Source organism: Streptomyces sp. BF23-19 (assembly GCF_041106355.1).
Lineage (GTDB): Bacteria > Actinomycetota > Actinomycetes > Streptomycetales > Streptomycetaceae > Streptomyces > Streptomyces virginiae_A.
In genome coordinates, this window is record NZ_JBGBPT010000005.1 from 105930 (window position 1) to 121279 (window position 15350).

13 protein-coding genes and 1 pseudogene are annotated in these 15350 nt (G+C 72.8%); 6 read left to right on the top strand and 8 right to left on the bottom strand.

What is annotated here, in order from left to right:
- Positions 1 to 148 precede the first annotated feature (148 nt).
- Positions 149 to 1177, bottom strand: a complete 1029-nt coding sequence (tdh, locus tag AB8A24_RS04780) for an L-threonine 3-dehydrogenase (RefSeq protein ID WP_266387813.1) — start codon at positions 1175 to 1177, stop codon at positions 149 to 151.
- A 211-nt stretch (positions 1178 to 1388) separates the two neighbouring features.
- On the opposite strand from tdh, the gene AB8A24_RS04785 reads away from it, so the two are divergent.
- Positions 1389 to 2297: an alpha/beta hydrolase fold domain-containing protein gene (locus AB8A24_RS04785; RefSeq protein ID WP_369474838.1), complete on the top strand. Its 909-nt coding sequence runs from the start codon at positions 1389 to 1391 to the stop codon at positions 2295 to 2297.
- 55 nt (positions 2298 to 2352) lie between these two features.
- Here the strand turns inward: AB8A24_RS04785 and AB8A24_RS04790 are convergent, their stop codons facing one another.
- Positions 2353 to 3090: a class I SAM-dependent methyltransferase gene (locus tag AB8A24_RS04790; protein ID WP_266387818.1), complete on the bottom strand. Its 738-nt coding sequence runs from the start codon at positions 3088 to 3090 to the stop codon at positions 2353 to 2355.
- Positions 3091 to 3277: 187 nt separating this feature from the next.
- On the opposite strand from AB8A24_RS04790, the gene AB8A24_RS04795 reads away from it, so the two are divergent.
- Complete coding sequence (locus AB8A24_RS04795) at positions 3278 to 5497, top strand: SpoIIE family protein phosphatase (RefSeq protein WP_369474905.1); 2220 nt, start codon at positions 3278 to 3280, stop codon at positions 5495 to 5497.
- 13 nt (positions 5498 to 5510) lie between these two features.
- Here the strand turns inward: AB8A24_RS04795 and AB8A24_RS04800 are convergent, their stop codons facing one another.
- The 3 genes from AB8A24_RS04800 to AB8A24_RS04810 all read right to left on the bottom strand — a co-directional run bounded on the left by AB8A24_RS04800 (position 5511) and on the right by AB8A24_RS04810 (position 10654).
- Positions 5511 to 7295: a glycoside hydrolase family 15 protein gene (locus tag AB8A24_RS04800; protein WP_328964608.1), complete on the bottom strand. Its 1785-nt coding sequence runs from the start codon at positions 7293 to 7295 to the stop codon at positions 5511 to 5513.
- Between the two features lie 64 nt (positions 7296 to 7359).
- On the bottom strand, positions 7360 to 9915 hold the full coding sequence (locus tag AB8A24_RS04805) for a discoidin domain-containing protein (protein ID WP_369474841.1): 2556 nt from the start codon (positions 9913 to 9915) through the stop codon (positions 7360 to 7362).
- 175 nt (positions 9916 to 10090) lie between these two features.
- The gene (locus AB8A24_RS04810; protein WP_328964606.1) at positions 10091 to 10654 is read right to left on the bottom strand and encodes a DoxX family membrane protein; all 564 of its coding nucleotides are present in this window, start codon (positions 10652 to 10654) and stop codon (positions 10091 to 10093) included.
- 122 nt (positions 10655 to 10776) lie between these two features.
- Here AB8A24_RS04810 and AB8A24_RS04815 point away from each other — a divergent pair, with 122 nt between their 5' ends.
- Positions 10777 to 11289 carry a MarR family transcriptional regulator gene (locus AB8A24_RS04815; RefSeq protein WP_328964605.1) on the top strand — a complete coding sequence of 171 codons (513 nt, stop codon included), beginning with the start codon at positions 10777 to 10779 and terminating at the stop codon, positions 11287 to 11289.
- A 7-nt stretch (positions 11290 to 11296) separates the two neighbouring features.
- Positions 11297 to 11593, top strand: coding sequence for a YkvA family protein (locus tag AB8A24_RS04820; protein ID WP_328964604.1), 297 nt, complete (start codon positions 11297 to 11299; stop codon positions 11591 to 11593).
- A 58-nt stretch (positions 11594 to 11651) separates the two neighbouring features.
- Here AB8A24_RS04820 and AB8A24_RS04825 read toward each other — a convergent pair.
- The 3 genes and pseudogenes from AB8A24_RS04825 to AB8A24_RS04835 form a co-directional block, all read right to left on the bottom strand.
- A pseudogene (locus AB8A24_RS04825) lies at positions 11652 to 11771 on the bottom strand (VOC family protein); the annotation flags it as partial.
- A gap of 39 nt (positions 11772 to 11810) precedes the next feature.
- Positions 11811 to 12446 (bottom strand): alpha-ketoglutarate-dependent dioxygenase AlkB, encoded by a 636-nt coding sequence (locus AB8A24_RS04830; protein ID WP_328964603.1) that lies wholly within the window; start codon positions 12444 to 12446, stop codon positions 11811 to 11813.
- Between the two features lie 162 nt (positions 12447 to 12608).
- Positions 12609 to 13811, bottom strand: a complete 1203-nt coding sequence (locus AB8A24_RS04835) for an MFS transporter (RefSeq protein ID WP_369474843.1) — start codon at positions 13809 to 13811, stop codon at positions 12609 to 12611.
- Positions 13812 to 14178: 367 nt separating this feature from the next.
- Here AB8A24_RS04835 and AB8A24_RS04840 point away from each other — a divergent pair, with 367 nt between their 5' ends.
- Both AB8A24_RS04840 and AB8A24_RS04845 read left to right on the top strand, forming a co-directional pair.
- Entirely contained in the window at positions 14179 to 14409 is a 231-nt protein-coding gene (locus AB8A24_RS04840) for a CbtB-domain containing protein (protein ID WP_030730185.1), read from the top strand.
- 12 nt (positions 14410 to 14421) lie between these two features.
- Positions 14422 to 15258, top strand: a complete 837-nt coding sequence (locus tag AB8A24_RS04845) for a CbtA family protein (protein ID WP_369474846.1) — start codon at positions 14422 to 14424, stop codon at positions 15256 to 15258.
- Positions 15259 to 15350: the final 92 nt, after the last annotated feature.

Here is a 15350-nt window from a genome sequence, read left to right on the forward strand (position 1 = left end):
GCGGTTCTCCTTGTGCGGCGGAGGGCGACGAGGGAGGGGCCGGGCCCCGCGGAGGGGGGAGGGTGGGCGGGGCCCGGCCCGAGGGAGATGGTTCGGTGGGTGGGACGGCCGGTGCGGCGACTCGTGCGGCGACCCGTGTGGCGGTCGGTTACGCCGTCCAGTCCAGGATGATCTTGCCGCTGCGGGCGGTGGACGCCTCGTCGAAGGCGGCCTGGAAGTCACGGTGCGAGTAGCGGCCGGTGATGACCGGGCTGAGGTCGAGCCCACCCTCCAGCAGCACGGTCATGGCGTACCAGGTCTCGAACATCTCACGGCCGTAGATGCCCTTGATCGTGATCATCGAGGTGACCACCTTCGCCCAGTCCACCGGGAACTCCTGGGCGGGCAGGCCCAGCATGGCGATCCGGCCGCCGTGCGTCATGTTGTCGATCATGTCGCGCATGGCCTCGGCGCGCCCTGACATCTCCAGACCGATGTCGAAGCCCTCGCGCAGGCCGAGCTTGGTCTGCGCCTCGGCGATCGAGGACTCGGCGACGTTGACGGCGAGGGTGGCGCCCGCCTTGCGGGCGATCTCCAGGCGCTCGGGGCTGACGTCGGTGATGACCACGTTGCGCGCGCCGGCGTGCCGGGCCACGGCCGCCGCCATGATCCCGATCGGGCCGGCGCCGGTGATCAGGACGTCCTCGCCGACCAGCGGGAAGGACAGCGCCGTGTGCACGGCGTTGCCGAAGGGGTCGAAGATCGCGGCGACGTCCAGGTCCACGGTGGTGCGGTGCACCCACACGTTCTGGGCGGGCAGGACCACGTACTCGGCGAAGGCGCCGTCGCGGCCGACCCCGAGGCCGATCGTGCTGCGGCACAGGTGGCGGCGACCGGCCAGGCAGTTGCGGCACTTGCCGCACACCAGGTGGCCCTCGCCGCTGACCAGCGCGCCGACCTCGATGTCCTGGACGTCCGCGCCGAGCGCCGCGACCTCGCCGACGAACTCGTGGCCGAGGACGAGGGGGGTCTTGACCGCGCCCTGCGCCCAGCCGTCCCAGGCGCGGATGTGGAGGTCGGTTCCGCAGATACCGGTGCGCAGCACCTTGATCAGCACGTCGCCGGGGCCGTACTCGGGCTCGGGGACGTCCATGAGCCACAGGCCGGGTTCTGCCTTGTGCTTGACGAGTGCCTTCATGGGGTGGCTCCAGGCATGCGGAAGGGTACGCCGCGGGCGGATGGGCCCGAACGGCGGCGGTGACGTGCACCAATCTGCCGATCGGCGCGGTGATCAGTCCATCGAGACTTTCTTAAGCGGGTCGACAGCACAGCTTCACGCCTATGCTCCTCCCGTGACGGGGAAGGGGCTCGCGCTGGTGACGGCGCGGGGAAAAGGGGAGGTGAGGGGCGTGCCGAGTCTGCGCAGCAGGGCGCTGTCGGCGGCGCTGATCGCGGCGGGACGGCGAAGACGGTACGCGAGCGCGGAGGCCGTCCGGACCAGGGTGGCGGCGTCCGCCCGCAGGCCCGCCTCCCATCTGCCGCCGCGTTGGCTGGGGCGGGTCGCCGACATCTCGCGGACCTTCGTCGGAGCCTGGCCGGTGTACGACGTCTCCCCGCTCGGGGCGGAGCCCGCGGCGCATGTGCTGTACGTGCACGGCGGCGGCTACATCCACGAGCTGGTCCGCCCGCACTGGGCGCTGATCCGGACCCTGGTCACACAGGCGCGGGCCCGGGTCGTCGTACCGGCGTACATCCTCGCTCCGCGCGGCACGGCCGACCGGACCGTCCCGATCGCGGCCGACCTGCTGAGCGGTCTGATCGCGAGCGGCGGCTCCGCCGGGACGGTGCTGATCGGGGACTCGGCCGGGGCCGGGCTGGCGCTGGCGGCCGCGCAGCGGCTGCGCGACCGCACCGGGGACCAGCCGTCCCGGATCGTGCTGATCTCGCCCTGGCTGGACGTGACCATGAGCCATCCGGACCAGGCGGCCCTGGAGGCGGCCGATCCGCTGCTGGCCCGCCCGGGGCTGCTGGAGGCCGGTCGGTTGTACGCCGGGACCCTGGCCGCCGACGATCCCCGGGTGAGCCCGCTGCACGGTGGCTTCGCCGGGCTGGCGCCGATGACGGTGTTCACCGGGACCCGGGACGTGCTGACCACGGACAGCCGGGAGCTGCTGCGCAGGGCCCGCGCGGAGGGGGCCGAGGTGGAGTTCCACGAGGCGGCGGGGCTGCCGCACGGGTACCCGCTGCTGCCCGTCCCGGAGGGGCGGGCAGCGCGCGGGCGGATCGTCGAGCTGATCAGGTCGACGGCGGAGCTCTGAGGTCAGGGCGGTCACGGCGGATCGTGACGGCGGTTCGGTGACGGCCGCCCGCCCCCTACGCCGTACAGGTCATCAGTGAGCTGATCGGCCAGGCGCGGTACGCCGTCCAGTACGCCTCGTCGCGTACGGCGTCGGCCGGCGGGGTCTTGTTCGGCTGCCAGCCGATGGTGACGAAGCCCGCCTCGACGGCGGCCTCGGCGAGGTCGGCGTGGGCCCACTCGCGGAATTCGAAGGGCACCGGCGGCTCGGTCAGGAAATGCGCCTTGAGCAGCGGCGCGTCGCCGTCCGGGACCCGGTCGAGGATGCGCACCCCGTACGGGGACCAGTCCACGCGCGGGAACGCCCCCGCGTTGGGGACGATGGCCAGCAGCCGCCCGCCCGCGCGCAGGTTGGCGCGGACGGACCGGAACATCGCGTGCAGGGACCTGCGGTCGGGCGCGTAGCTGAAGACGTACGCGGCGGTCGCGAGGTCGAAGGGGCCGAGGTGGGGCAGGCCGGCGGCGTCGGCGACGTGGTACTCGACGTCCGGCCGGTCCTTGGTCGCCTCGTGCGCGCGGGCCTGTCGGATCATCTCCTCCGAGACGTCGACGCCGACGGTCCGCCGGGCCCCGCCGCGGGCCAGCAGCCGGGTGTTGTATCCGTATCCGCAGGCCAGGTCGAGGGCGTCGAGCCCGCGTACCCCGCCGAGGGCGTCGAGGGCTCCGTGCAGGGTGTAGGTGTCGGCGGCGGAGAAGGCCGCCGTGCTCGTGGACTCCGCGTAGCGCTCGCCGATGGTGTCGTACTGGAACCGCATGCTCTGCCTTCCGGGGGCCTGCCGGGGGTGGGACGCCTGGGTATCGTGCCCCGCGCCGTCCTGCGGGGGGTGGCCCGCACACCCGTGCGTCCCCCGGACGAGGGAAGCGGTCGGCCTATCGGCCGGGGCACGGCCGCGACCGGCCAGGATGCAGGGGCCGCCGCCGAGGGCGCATCCTGGCTGTGTGATGGCGAGAGCGGACAGCGTCGGCGCCGCGCCTGACACCACGGATGCCCCTGATGCGACGGCCCAGGTGCTCGCACGGGCCGCCGTGAACGCGATGGAGGCCGCCGGTGGGTACGCGGCCGGCGTCTACCTGCGCTCACCCACCGCCGGGCTGCTCCTGATGGCCGTGTTCACCGGGCTCCCGCTCCAGCTGTTCCGGCCCTGGTGGCGGATGCAGGTGAACCGCCCGTACCCGGTCGCCGAGGCCTACCGGTCCGGGCAGGCCGTGCTCCTGCCCGACGCGGAGTCGGCGATGAGCCGCTTCCCGCAGCTGATGGCCGGGCTGCCGTTCCCCTTCGCCTCGCTGTACGAGCCGGTGACCGCCGGGACGGAACGGTTCGGTGTGCTGGTGGTGCTGCGCGAGGCGACCCCGGGGATCCCGGTCGGGACCGCGGACCGCGAACGGCTGCGCCGGGCCGCGGAGCAGCTGGCCGCCGACCTCACCGCCCTCGCGGCGGACGGGGGGCGGGTGCTGTGGGAGGGCGACCCGATGGGGGTACCGGCGCCACCGCCCGAGGCCGGGGCCGAGGGTGCCCGCAGGGCCGCGGACCGGCTCGCGCAGGCGGTGCTGTCCCTGGACCGGGAGGGCCGGATCGGCTTCGTGAACACCGCGGCGGAGGAGCTGCTCGGCCTCGACGGGCCGCATCTGCGGGGGCGGCTGCTGTGGGAGGCGCTGCCGTGGCTCGGGCATCCCGCCTACGAGGACCACTTCCGGGCCGGTTTCATGTCCGGCGAGCCGGTGCACTTCCCCGCCCGCCGCGGCCGGCACCCGCCCGGGCAGTGGCTGTCGGTGGACCTGTATCCCGCGGCCGACGGCGTGACCCTGACCCTGGGCACCTCCGCCAAACCGGCCTACGCGCCCGCGTCACGGACCCGGCAGGGCCCGGACTCCGACGCCGACGCCGACGCCGACATGGACGTGGACCTGGACGTGGACGGGTACGCGGACCTCGACGTGTCCGCCGACGAGGCCTCGGCCCTGTACCGGCCGGTGGCCCTCGCCATCGCGCTGACGGAGGCGGTCACGGCCCGGCAGGTGTCGGCGGTGGTGACCGAGGAGCTGCTGCCGGCCTTCGGCGGCCGCCAACTGGCGATCTACCTGCTGGACGAGCGGCATCTGTACCTGGCCTGGGAGACCGGTTTCCCGCAGGGCTTCCTCAATCGGTTCGACGGGGTCTCCCTCGATGTCCGGCTGCCGGGCGTGGAGACGCTGACCACGGGCCGGCCGATGTTCTTCGAGTCGATGCAGCACCTGGCCGCCGCCTATCCGGGGATTCCGCTGGACGCCGACGTCGGCGCCCGCGCCTTCCTGCCGCTGATCGCCTCCGGGCGTCCCGTCGGCTCGTGCATCCTCGGCTTCGACTCGCCCCGCGGCTTCAGCCCGGAGGAGCGTACGGTGCTGACGGCGCTGGCCGGTCTGATCGCGCAGGCGCTCGCGCGGGCCCGGCGCTACGACAACGAGGTGGCGCTCGCCCGCGGTCTGCAGTCGGCCCTGCTGCCGCACCGGCTGCCGGTGCGCGAGCACGTGGACACCGTCGGCCGCTACCTCCCCGGCACCCAGGGCATGGAGGTCGGCGGCGACTGGTACGACGTCGTCGAGACGGGCACGGGCCTGCTGGCCCTGGTCATCGGGGACGTCCAGGGCCACGGTGTGGCGGCCGCGGCGACCATGGGTCAGTTGCGCAGCGCGGTACGGGCCTTCGCGCTCAGCGGGAGCACCCCGGAGCAGGTGGTGAGCGGTACCAACCAGCTGCTCATCGACCTGGATCCGGGCCAGTTCGCGAGCTGCTGCTACATGCTGCTCGACCCGGCGTCCGGCTCCGTCATGGCGGCCCGGGCCGGGCACCCCCAGCCGTTGCTGCGCCACCCGGACGGCCGGACCGAGGTGCTGGACCTGGCGGGCGGGGTGGTGCTCGGCATCGATCCGGAGGCCTCGTACCCGGTCACGGAGCTGCGGCTGACGACGGGCTCGATCCTCGCCCTGTACACGGACGGGCTGGTGGAGAAGCCGGGGCTCGACATCGACGTCGGGGTGGAGCGGCTGCGGACGGCCCTGGAGGCGGCCCGGCCGTCCCCGTTGGCCGAGACCGCCGACCGGCTGATCAGCGAGGCGGGCAACACCGCCGACCGGCCGGACGACATCGCCCTGTTGCTGGCCTCCCGTACGGGCGGGGACCCGTAGGACGTCGGGCGGTTCAGTCCGGGCTCGCCAGGGTGAGCGCGCTGTTCACCAGGCCGACGTGGCTGAACGCCTGCGGGAAGTTGCCGAGTTGGCGTCCGGCGAGGGGGTCGTACTCCTCCGCGAGCAGGCCGACGTCGTTGCGTACGGCCAGCAGCCGCTCGAACAGGGCGCGGGCCTCCTCCCGCCGGCCGGTCATGTGCAGGGCGTCCGTCAGCCAGAACGAGCAGGCCAGGAAGGCTCCTTCGGCACCCGGCAGCCCGTCGACCGCCGAGCCCGTCGTGCTGTAGCGGCGGACCAGTCCGCTGCTGCCGAGCTCGGCGCGCACCGCGTCGACCGTGCCGACGACGCGGGGGTCGTCGGGCGGCAGGAATCCGACCCTGGGGATGAGCAGGGTCGCCGCGTCGAGCTCCTCGGAGCCGTAGTACTGGGTGAAGGTGCCGCGCACGGGGTCGTAGCCCCGGTCGCACACGTCGCGGTGCACCTCGTCGCGCATGGCCCGCCAGCGTTCCACCTCGCCGTCCAAGGAGGGGTCGCTCTCCAGGGTGCGTACGGCCCGGTCGGCCGCGACCCACGCCATCACCTTGGAGTGCACGAAGTGGCGGCGGGGGCCGCGGACCTCCCACAGACCCTCGTCGGGCCGCTGCCAGTTGCGTTCGAGGAAGTCGAGCAGCGCCAGCTGGATCCGCCAGGCGTGCCGTTCGGAGGGCAGCCCGGCCGTCCGGGCGAGGTGAAGGGAGTCGATGACCTCCCCGTACACGTCCAACTGGAGCTGGTCGACGGCGGCGTTCCCGACGCGGACCGGGGCGGAGGAGGCGTAGCCGCGCAGCCAGGGCAGTTCGCTCTCGGGGATCCGTCGCTCGCCGGCGATGCCGTACATGATCTGGAGGTCGGCCGGGTCGCCCGCGACGGCGCGCAGCAGCCACTCGCGCCAGGCGCGCGCCTCGTCGAGGAAGCCGGTGGACAGGAGCGAGCCGAGGGTGAGGGTGGAGTCCCGGAGCCAGCAGTAGCGGTAGTCCCAGTTGCGGACGCCGCCGAGCTCCTCGGGGAGGGAGGTGGTGGCCGCGGCGGCGATGCCGCCGGTCGGGGCGTAGGTGAGGGCCTTGAGGGTGATCAGGGAGCGGGTGACCGCCTCCTGGTACGGGCCCTCGTAGCGGCATTGCGAGGTCCACTCCCGCCAGTCGGCGAGGCTCTGGTCCAGGGCGTCGAAGGGGTCGCAGGGCTCGGGGCGCGGCCGGTGCGAGGGGTGCCAGGTCAGTACGAAGGCGACGCGCCGGCCGGCGGTGACCGGGAACTGGGAGCGGGTGCTGTTCGCCTCGCCCCAGGTGCGGACCGGGGGTTCGCTGCGGAACCAGGCGGAGTCGGGTCCGGCGACGGCGACCCGATCGCCGTCGCTGCGGCGTACCCAGGGCACGACGTGGCCGTAGTCGAAGCGCAGGCGCAGGGTGCTGCGCATCCGGACCGTGCCGCTGATGCCCTCGACGATGCGGATGACGTCGGGGGCGACCTCGCGCTGGGGCATGAAGTCGGTGACCTTGACGGTCCCGGTTTCGGTCTCCCAGTACGATTCGAGGATCAGCGAGCCGTCGACGTAGGCGCGGCGGGTGCAGGGCTCGCCGTCGGCGGCGTCGAGGGGCGCGATGCGCCAGTGGCCGTTCTCCTCCTCGCCGAGGAGCTTGGCGAAGCAGGCCGCCGAGTCGAAGCGCGGTAGGCACAGCCAGTCGATGGACCCGTCGCGGCCGACCAGTGCGCTGGTCATCAGGTCGCCGATGAGTGCGTAGTCTTCGATGGGTTGTGTCATTTGTGCGCTATTCCCCTGAATGTCCGGGGCCAATCAGCTCAGGCCCCGGACACCTCTCATGGCATCAGGAGATCGTGACGAACTGACCGATGCTCGGTACGCCCTGGGCGTCGAGGGCGAAGAGCATGTACGTGCCCGGCAGGACCACACCGGTGTCCGCGGGCACGGACACGTTGTACGTGCCGCCTCCCGCGGCGGTGGACGCCACGGGCACCCGGCGCTGGTCGTTGTCGGTGGAGTGGGTCGCCGCGGCGGCCCGCATCAGGACGAAGGACGCCACCGGGCCCTGGGTGCTCACCGTGAGCGAGGCGCCGGGAGCGGCCCTGGGGGGTACGCCGGCGGTGATGGCGGGACGCGGCTTCGGGGTTCCGTCCGCGTTGAGCAGGTACGGCGGGGTGAAGATCGCCCCGTCGGCGTGGTTGGTCGCGCAGTCGCCGCACAGACCGCCGCCGCCGGAGAAGATCCGTCCGTCGGGCAGCAGGTTGGCCACGCTGTGGTAGTTGCGCGGCACGGCCATGGTGGCGAGCGGGGTGAAGGCGCCGGTCACCGGGTCCCACAGCTCGGGGGTCAGGACGGAGGTGGCGTCGCTGAACGGCACCGGATAGGCCTGACCGCCGAAGACGGCCACCTTGCCGTCGGGCAGGACCACGCTGTTGCCGAAGGCGCGGGCATGCTCCATGTCACCCGTGCGGGCGGCCTGGACCTGGCTGCCCGAGATGCCCACGGTGTAGGCGCGCCGGGTGGCGGGGCTGTCCTGGTAGGCGGGTGAGCCGCCCAGGGTGAGCAGTTTGCCGATGTCGTAGGCGACGGCGTTGCCGGTCATGGCGTCCTGGCTGTCGGCCCGGGTGCCGGCGGATGTGATGCCGCCCTGCCCAGTGGTGGAGATCCAGTTCATCTGCTTGCTCGGGCCCAGCTGCAGCACCTTGCCGCCCGAAGTGGCGTGCAGCCACATGTGGTTGTCGGCGCGGTACGGTCCGGCCGGGTCTGCTGTCAGTGCCGGGGAGGCGGGCACTCCGGGGAGGCTGCGCCAGGTGCGGGTGTCCGGGGACCAGACCTCACCGGCCTTGTCGGTGCCCGTGGATCCGCTCCAGGAGCCGCCGAGGACGAAGGCCTCGCCGGTGGAGAGCAGGGTCATGGCCTGGTAGCCGCGGGCGATGTTCATGCTCGCGGTGGCGGACCAGGCGTCGGTGGCCGGGTCGTAGATGCTCGCCTTCTCCGCGTTGCTGCCGCCGGTGACCAGGACCCGGCCGTCGGCGAGCATGGCGATGCCGGGACAGAACATGTCGTGTCCGGTGTTGTCGATGCGCCGCTGGGTGACCTTGCCCGTCTTCAGGTCCAGGATCGCGGTCTGTGTGTAGCCGTTGCTGCCGCCGAAACGGTCGACGGCGTACGCGGACCAGGCCAGCAGCTTGTCGCCGGGCAGGGCGGCGGTGGCCACCGGTACCAGCGGGAAGCCGGTGATCCGGCCCCAGGAGCCGTGGACGGCCGGGCTGGACGGTCCGCTCAGGCGGATCTCACCGGCGGAGGTCCACGGTCCGCGGCCGCCGGCCTCACCGGTCGCGGTCAGCCGGACGAAGCGGGCGGACGCGGCGCGGGTGAAGGTGGCGGTCTTGACGGTGTCGTCGTCGCGCCAGGTGCCCGTGGCCACCGGCGCGGCGAAGGTGACGCCGTCGGTGCTGGTGGCGATGGAGTACGCGCCCACGCGCCCGTTGGGCCCGTTGGAGCGGGGATGGTAGACGAGGGCGGAGACCAGTTCCGTGCGGTGCATGTCGATGGTGATGCTGTGCGGCAGCGGGGTGGGGGTGGGAGCCCACTTGCTGTGCCAGAGGGTGTCGTCCTTGCCGTCCAGGACGTTGGCCGCGCGGCCGTTCTCGCTGCCGGTCTCCTCGTCGCTCGCCGTGGCGGTCCATCCGGCCCGGGAGAGATCGATGGTGGCCGCCGGGGTGCCGGGGTCGCCCAGCAGGTCGATCTCGGCGGCGGAGGACCAGGGTCCGCGTCCGCCCGCCTCGCTGAGCGCGGTCAGCCGGACGAACCGGGCGCCCTGGGGAGCGAATCCGAGGGTCTTGGTGCTCGCGTCGTCCGCGAGCGTGCCGGTGGCGACCGGGGTCCCCCAGCCCAGTCCGTCGACGCTGAGGCTGATGTTGTACTCACCGACGCGCCCGTTGGGCCCGTTGGTGCGGGGACGGTAGACGAGGGCGGAGACGACCTCGGTGCGGTGCATGTCGACGGTGATGCTGTGCGGCAGCGGGGTGGAGGTGGGAGCCCACTTGCTGTGCCAGAGGGTGGCGGTGTTCCCGTCGAGGACGTTGGCCGCGCGGCCGTTCTCGGCGCCGGTCTCCTCGTCGCTCGCCGTGGCGGTCCATCCGGCCCGGTCGAGGACCGGGGCCGTCGGCTCCATCGCGTTGGCGGGGACGATGCCGTGGTGCGGCGACTGTTTCGCCGCCTGCTGGTCGAAGGGCACGGGCGCCGGACGGGGTGCCGGGGCGCGACCGGCCGCTGCCGTACTCGTGACCACGAACAACGGGGTCAGACCGATCAGCAGCGAGCCGAGGCCGAGGGCGATGAGCAGGTGGGACCGGCGTATCGCGCGGTGAAGGGCGAGGAAGCGCCTGGTCTGCAATCTGACCTCCTGGGGCGAACCGATGTGCCCCGTAGAACATAGGTGAGCACAGCAGCAACTCGCCTGAGATCAAAAAGAGTTGGCGCAAAACCGTATGGCTGGTCGGAATGCGTCGACGCCGGGCGGGCCCCTGCGGCCCGCCCGGCGTCGACGATCGCGGCGGCCTTTCGGCCTCTCAGTCGCGTACGAGGAGCAGCACGACGGCGAGGACCACGCCGAGGGCGACGGCGAGGGCGCCGTAGGCGAGGCGGTGGCTGCGCAGGACGGGCACGAAGCGGTCGACGGCGTAGCGGCCGGGGCCGGTGAGGGCGAGGGCCGCGGCGCCGGCCGTCAGCAGCAGCTCGTACTCGATGCCCTTCGGGGCGAAGAAGGCGTCGGTGCCGTGGACGGCGATCGCGTTGATGAGGGTGCCGACGACGGCGGCTCCGGCGAGCGGGGTGAGCAGCCCGAGGGCGAGGCCGAGTCCACCGAGGGTCTCGGTGAGGCCGGCGAGGACCGCCATGGCGTCACCCGCGGGGTAGCCGCTGGCGGTGAAGAACTGACCGGTTCCGCTGATGCCGCCGCCCCCGAACCAGCCGAAGAGCTTCTGCGCGCCATGCGCCGCCATGGTCAGACCGAGGACCAGGCGCAGGAGGAGCAGGCCGGTGTCGTGGCCCGGGGTGGAGAGGGCGGAGAGCGCGGGTCGTGCGGCCGGTACGGCGGCCTGCGGCTTCGTCGAGGTGACGGAGGGGCTGGTCATCGGGGGGGTCCTTCCGGTCGGGCGGCCCGGTGGGGAGGCAGGAAGAGTTGTTCAAATTCGAACCGCTAGGTCCCGACCTTAACCATTGATTCAAATTGGAACAACCCGTGTAGTCTGGAGCCATGGCTGAACCGAGATGGCTGGACGACCGCGAGATGCGCGCCTGGAGCGGCTTCCTCTCCGCATCGGCCCTGGTGAACCGCCGTCTCGACCAACAGCTCAAGGACGACGCCGGGCTCTCGCACCCCCAGTACGAGATCCTCGTACGGCTCGCCGCCGCGCCCGGGCGCGAACTGCGGATGACCGAGCTCGCCAACGGCCTGATCAACTCCAAGAGCGGGCTGACCTACCAGGTCACCCAGATGGAGAAGGCCGGTTTGGTCCGCCGCCGCAGCTGCCCCTCCGACGTGCGCGGCGTCTTCGCCGTCCTCACTGACGCCGGCGGCGCCAAGCTGGAGGAGGCGGCCCCCGGGCACGTGGCGACGGTCCGGGAGATCCTCGTCGACGTCCTCACCGCCGAGCAGCTCGACGCGCTCGCCGACGGGCTGGGCGAGGTCGGCCGCCGGCTGCGCGGAGAGGCCGCCGGAACGGATCCGGCCGCCTCCGAGGTATCGCGGCCCGATATCGGGGTATAGGGCCGCCATGGACGGAAAGGTCTGGCTCGCCCTGGGCACACTCGTCGCGGTCGGGCTCGCGATCCTCGCCGCCGTGCTGCTGACACGAGTCTTCGCGGCCCGGCGACTGCTGGTCGACGCGGGGATCCCGCTGCAGGACAAGGCCCTGTTCTGGGTCGCGGTCGTCTACACCGTCTCGCCGGTGGACCTGATTCCGGACCCGGTGTACCTCGACGACATCGGGATCCTGCTGCTGGCGCTGCGCGCGCTGCACGCGGCGGCCGGGACCGCCCGCTCCACGAAGGAGCCCGGCACCCCCGCCTGAGACGATCCGGGCCGCCCCTTCCGGATCGGACGTGCTGGTCGAGGAGGACCGGATTCCCGTCCGGGTCGACGACGAGGAAGCTGCCCGGACCGGAGCCCGACGCGTCCACCTCCGTCAGGAACTCCACGCCCCGCGCCTTCAGCTTGCGCCGCGTCTCGCGGATGTCGGTGAACGAGTCGAGCGCGCTCGCACTGCCGTCCCAGCCCGGATTGACAGGTCAGCGGACGCCGCGGGTTCGGAACTGGACGCTGACGCGGGGGCCGACGGCCCGCGTCGACTTGGGTACGGCGTGCTCCATGCTCCGCTGGCAGGAGCCTCCCATGACGACGAGGTCACCGTGGCCCAGGGGCAGCCGCAGCACGGTGGCCCCGCCGCCACGGGGCCGGAACGCGAGATCGCGCGGGTCGCCGACCGAGACGATGGCCACCATCGTGTCCTCGGTCGAGGACCGGCCGGTCCGGTCCCCGTGCCAGGCGACGCTGTCGCGGCCGTCGCGGTACAGACACAGGCCGGCGGTGGTGAAGGGCTCGCCGAGCTCGGCGGCGTAGTGGCGGGTGAGCGCCTCACGAGCGGCGGTGAGCGAGGGGTGGGGCAGGGGCTCGTCCGCGGCGTAGAAGGCGAGCAGCCGGGGTACCTCCACCTCCCGCTCGTACATCTGCCGCCGCTCGGCCTGCCACGGCACGTCGGCGGCCAGCCGCTCGAAGAGCGCGTCGGCGCCGCTCAGCCAGCCGGGCAGGTGGTCGACCCAGGCACCGGCGCCGAGCTCGGTGCGCCGCATCCCGCCGAGCGGGCCGAGCCGGATCTCGTCGCCCTGGTCGAAGAGGGAACCCTGAAGGCCCTGGACTGCGTGCATGCCCCCAGCCTAACCCCGTCAACCGAACATATGCACGAATACATCGGAGGTGTGTGCCGTCGCCCCGCCACCGGCCCCGGACGACGGTGGCGAGCGTCGCCGACCGAGGACGACGCGACGAGGCGCGGTGCCGACCACCGCGGGCCCACCCCGGTCACAGCACTAGGCAGTCGAGCGCGGTCGGCAGAGCAGGGTGACGGCCAGCGAGAGCCCGGCGGCGACGGTGATCGCCGTCCCCGGGGTGAGGTACTGGGCCAGGCCCCCGGCGATCGCGGCGCCGATGCCCTGCCAGGTCATCCGGCCGGCCGACTCGACTCCCTGGACCTGGCCGCGGACGGCGTCCGGGGTCTGTTCGAGGAGCTGCTCCTGGAGGGGCAGGGTGGCCGCGAACCCGACCCCGGCGAGGCCCACCGCGACGGCCGCGACCAGGACCGGCGGGTGGACGGCGAACAGCAGGAAGGGGGCGGCGAGCAGCAGCCGCAGTCCGAAGGCGAACCGGCGGCGGCGTTCGGCGTCGAGCAGGCGGCCGACGATCAGGTCCCCGAGGAGCATGCCCGCCGACGCGGCGGCGAGGAGGGTGCCCGCCCCGCCCGGGTCGTAGGAGAGGAACAGCGCCTCGCAGCCGACGATCAGGCCGTTCGGGACCCAGAGGTTCAGCAGCAGCATCCGCCGGCCGGGGTGGGCGAACAGCTCGGCGTTCGTCGTCCAGGTCCGGCGCAGGCCGGGTCGGCGGGTCAGCCGGATCGAGTGCTCCCGGACGGTGGCGGCCACCACCGCCGTCCCGAGGGCGGTCAGGGCCGCGGCGACGGCGAAGAGTCCGTACGGGCTCAGGTACCGCAGCAGTACGGCGCCGACCGCGTAGCCGATGATCACCGTGCCGCCGGCGGTGACGTTCATCAGCGAACGGGCGGGCGCGTACGCGGAGCCGGGGACGACCTCGGCGAGCAGCCCCAGCCGGGTGCCGGTGCCCAGGGACTGGAAGAAGCCCAGCGTCAGCAGCAGCGCGAACCGGGCCGCGAGCGGCAGCCCCGGGACCGCCTGGGCGGCGATGCCCACCAGCGAGACGAGTTGGAGCAGGAGGAGGGTCCGGCGGGGCCGTTTCCCGTCCGCCACCGACATCAGCGTCAGCGCGCCGAGCACCGTCGCGAAGGTGGCGCCGTACATGCTCACGGCCGTCAGGAACGGTGAACCGGTCCGGTGGTTGACCAGGGTGCCGAGCGCGAAGCCGGACAAAGTGCTCGCGGTGACGGTCAGGGTGAAGCTGAGGTAGAGGCCGCTGAACTCCTTGTTGCGGAGCAGGGCGCGGTAGCCGGTGGTGGCAGGGGTCGTGGGTGCGTCAGGACTGACGGAATGGCGTGAAGGCATGAAAAAAGCCTCCGGACACATGCACGGGGGCACGCACGCCGAAGGCCAACGGGGTCATTCTAGCAGTCGTACCAGCCCAGTTGACGGACACTTCGGATCCCGCGAGCCGCACCGAAAGCGTATTACCGCAGCGTAGGCGTGTGATCAGGGACTCACGGTCTTGGCCGCAGGCGCTGCGCACGGTAGCGTCACGGCGACATTTCCACATAGCGACGACGGCGAGACGGAAGTCCGGTGTGAATCCGGCATGGTCGCGCCACTGTGTGCTGCGGCGGCATCTCCACGATGGCGACGCGGCGAGTCAGACCCGAGGACCGTCGTCCTGCACCACCGTATGGGACGCGTTGTTCCCCAAGGAGGTTCCATCATGGCCGAGGCAATCGCTTCCGCTGCCATATCCACCCCCGCCGCCGGCTCCCTGTCGGCTCCGCTGCCTGTGCGCGCGGTGCTGCCCTGGGCGCTCTTCGTCGGTCTCCTGATGCTCGTCGCCCTGTACTTCGTCGGTGCCGAACAGGGCGCCACGGCCGTGTTCGCCGGTGAAGGCGTGCACGAGTGGGTGCACGACGGTCGTCATCTGCTCGGCTTCCCCTGCCACTGAGAGGCCACGCACATGTACGCCTCCACTGTCAGAGGACTACTGGTCCGCGGCATGCTCGCGGGCCTGATCGCCGGGCTGTTCGCCTTCGCGGTCGCCTACGTGGTCGGTGAGCCGCCGGTACGGGGTTCCATCGCCGTGGAAGAGGCCCAGGCCGCCAAGGACGCCGCGGGCGCCCCGAGCGCCCACGCCGGGCACGGTGGCGACGCCGCGCCGGGCGAGGCCGCCGAGGAGGAGGAAGAGCTGGTCAGCCGACCGGTTCAGTCGACCTTCGGCCTGGCGACCGGTGTTCTGGTCTACGGGGGCGCGCTGGGCGGTATCGCCTCGCTCGCGTTCTCGTTCGCCCTCGGCCGCGTCGGCGGGTTCAGCCCGCGGGCCACGGCCGCGCTCACCGGGGCGGGCGCGTTCGCCCTGGTCTACCTGGTGCCGTTCCTCAAGTACCCGGCCACCCCGCCGGCGGTCGGCAACCCGGACACGATCGGGCAGCGCACCACGCTGTTCTTCCTGATGATCCTGCTGAGCGTGCTGCTCGGCGTCGGCGCGATCATCCTCGGGCGGCGGCTGGCACCGCGCCTGGGCAACTGGAACGCGACGCTGGCAGCGGCGGGTGGCTTCATCGTCGCCACCGCCCTGGCGTTCGCGGTCCTGCCGGACAACAGCGACGCCGTCCAGCCCGGTTTCCCCGCGGCCCTGCTGTGGGAGTTCCGGGTCGCCTCGCTGGCTGTCCAGCTCGTCCTGTGGGCGGTGTTCGCCATCGTCTTCGGGGTCCTCGCCCAGCGGCTCCTGGCCGCGCGCGCCGAGGGCACGGAAGCGACGGCTCCGGCTCAGCAGGAGGCTCCCGCGCTCGGCTGACGCCGACCGTGGCGCCGATGCCCGGGCCCCGCCGACCCCCTCCGGGGACGGCGGGGCCCGGGCACATGTGCGTCCGGGCGCCCGCCCCGTGC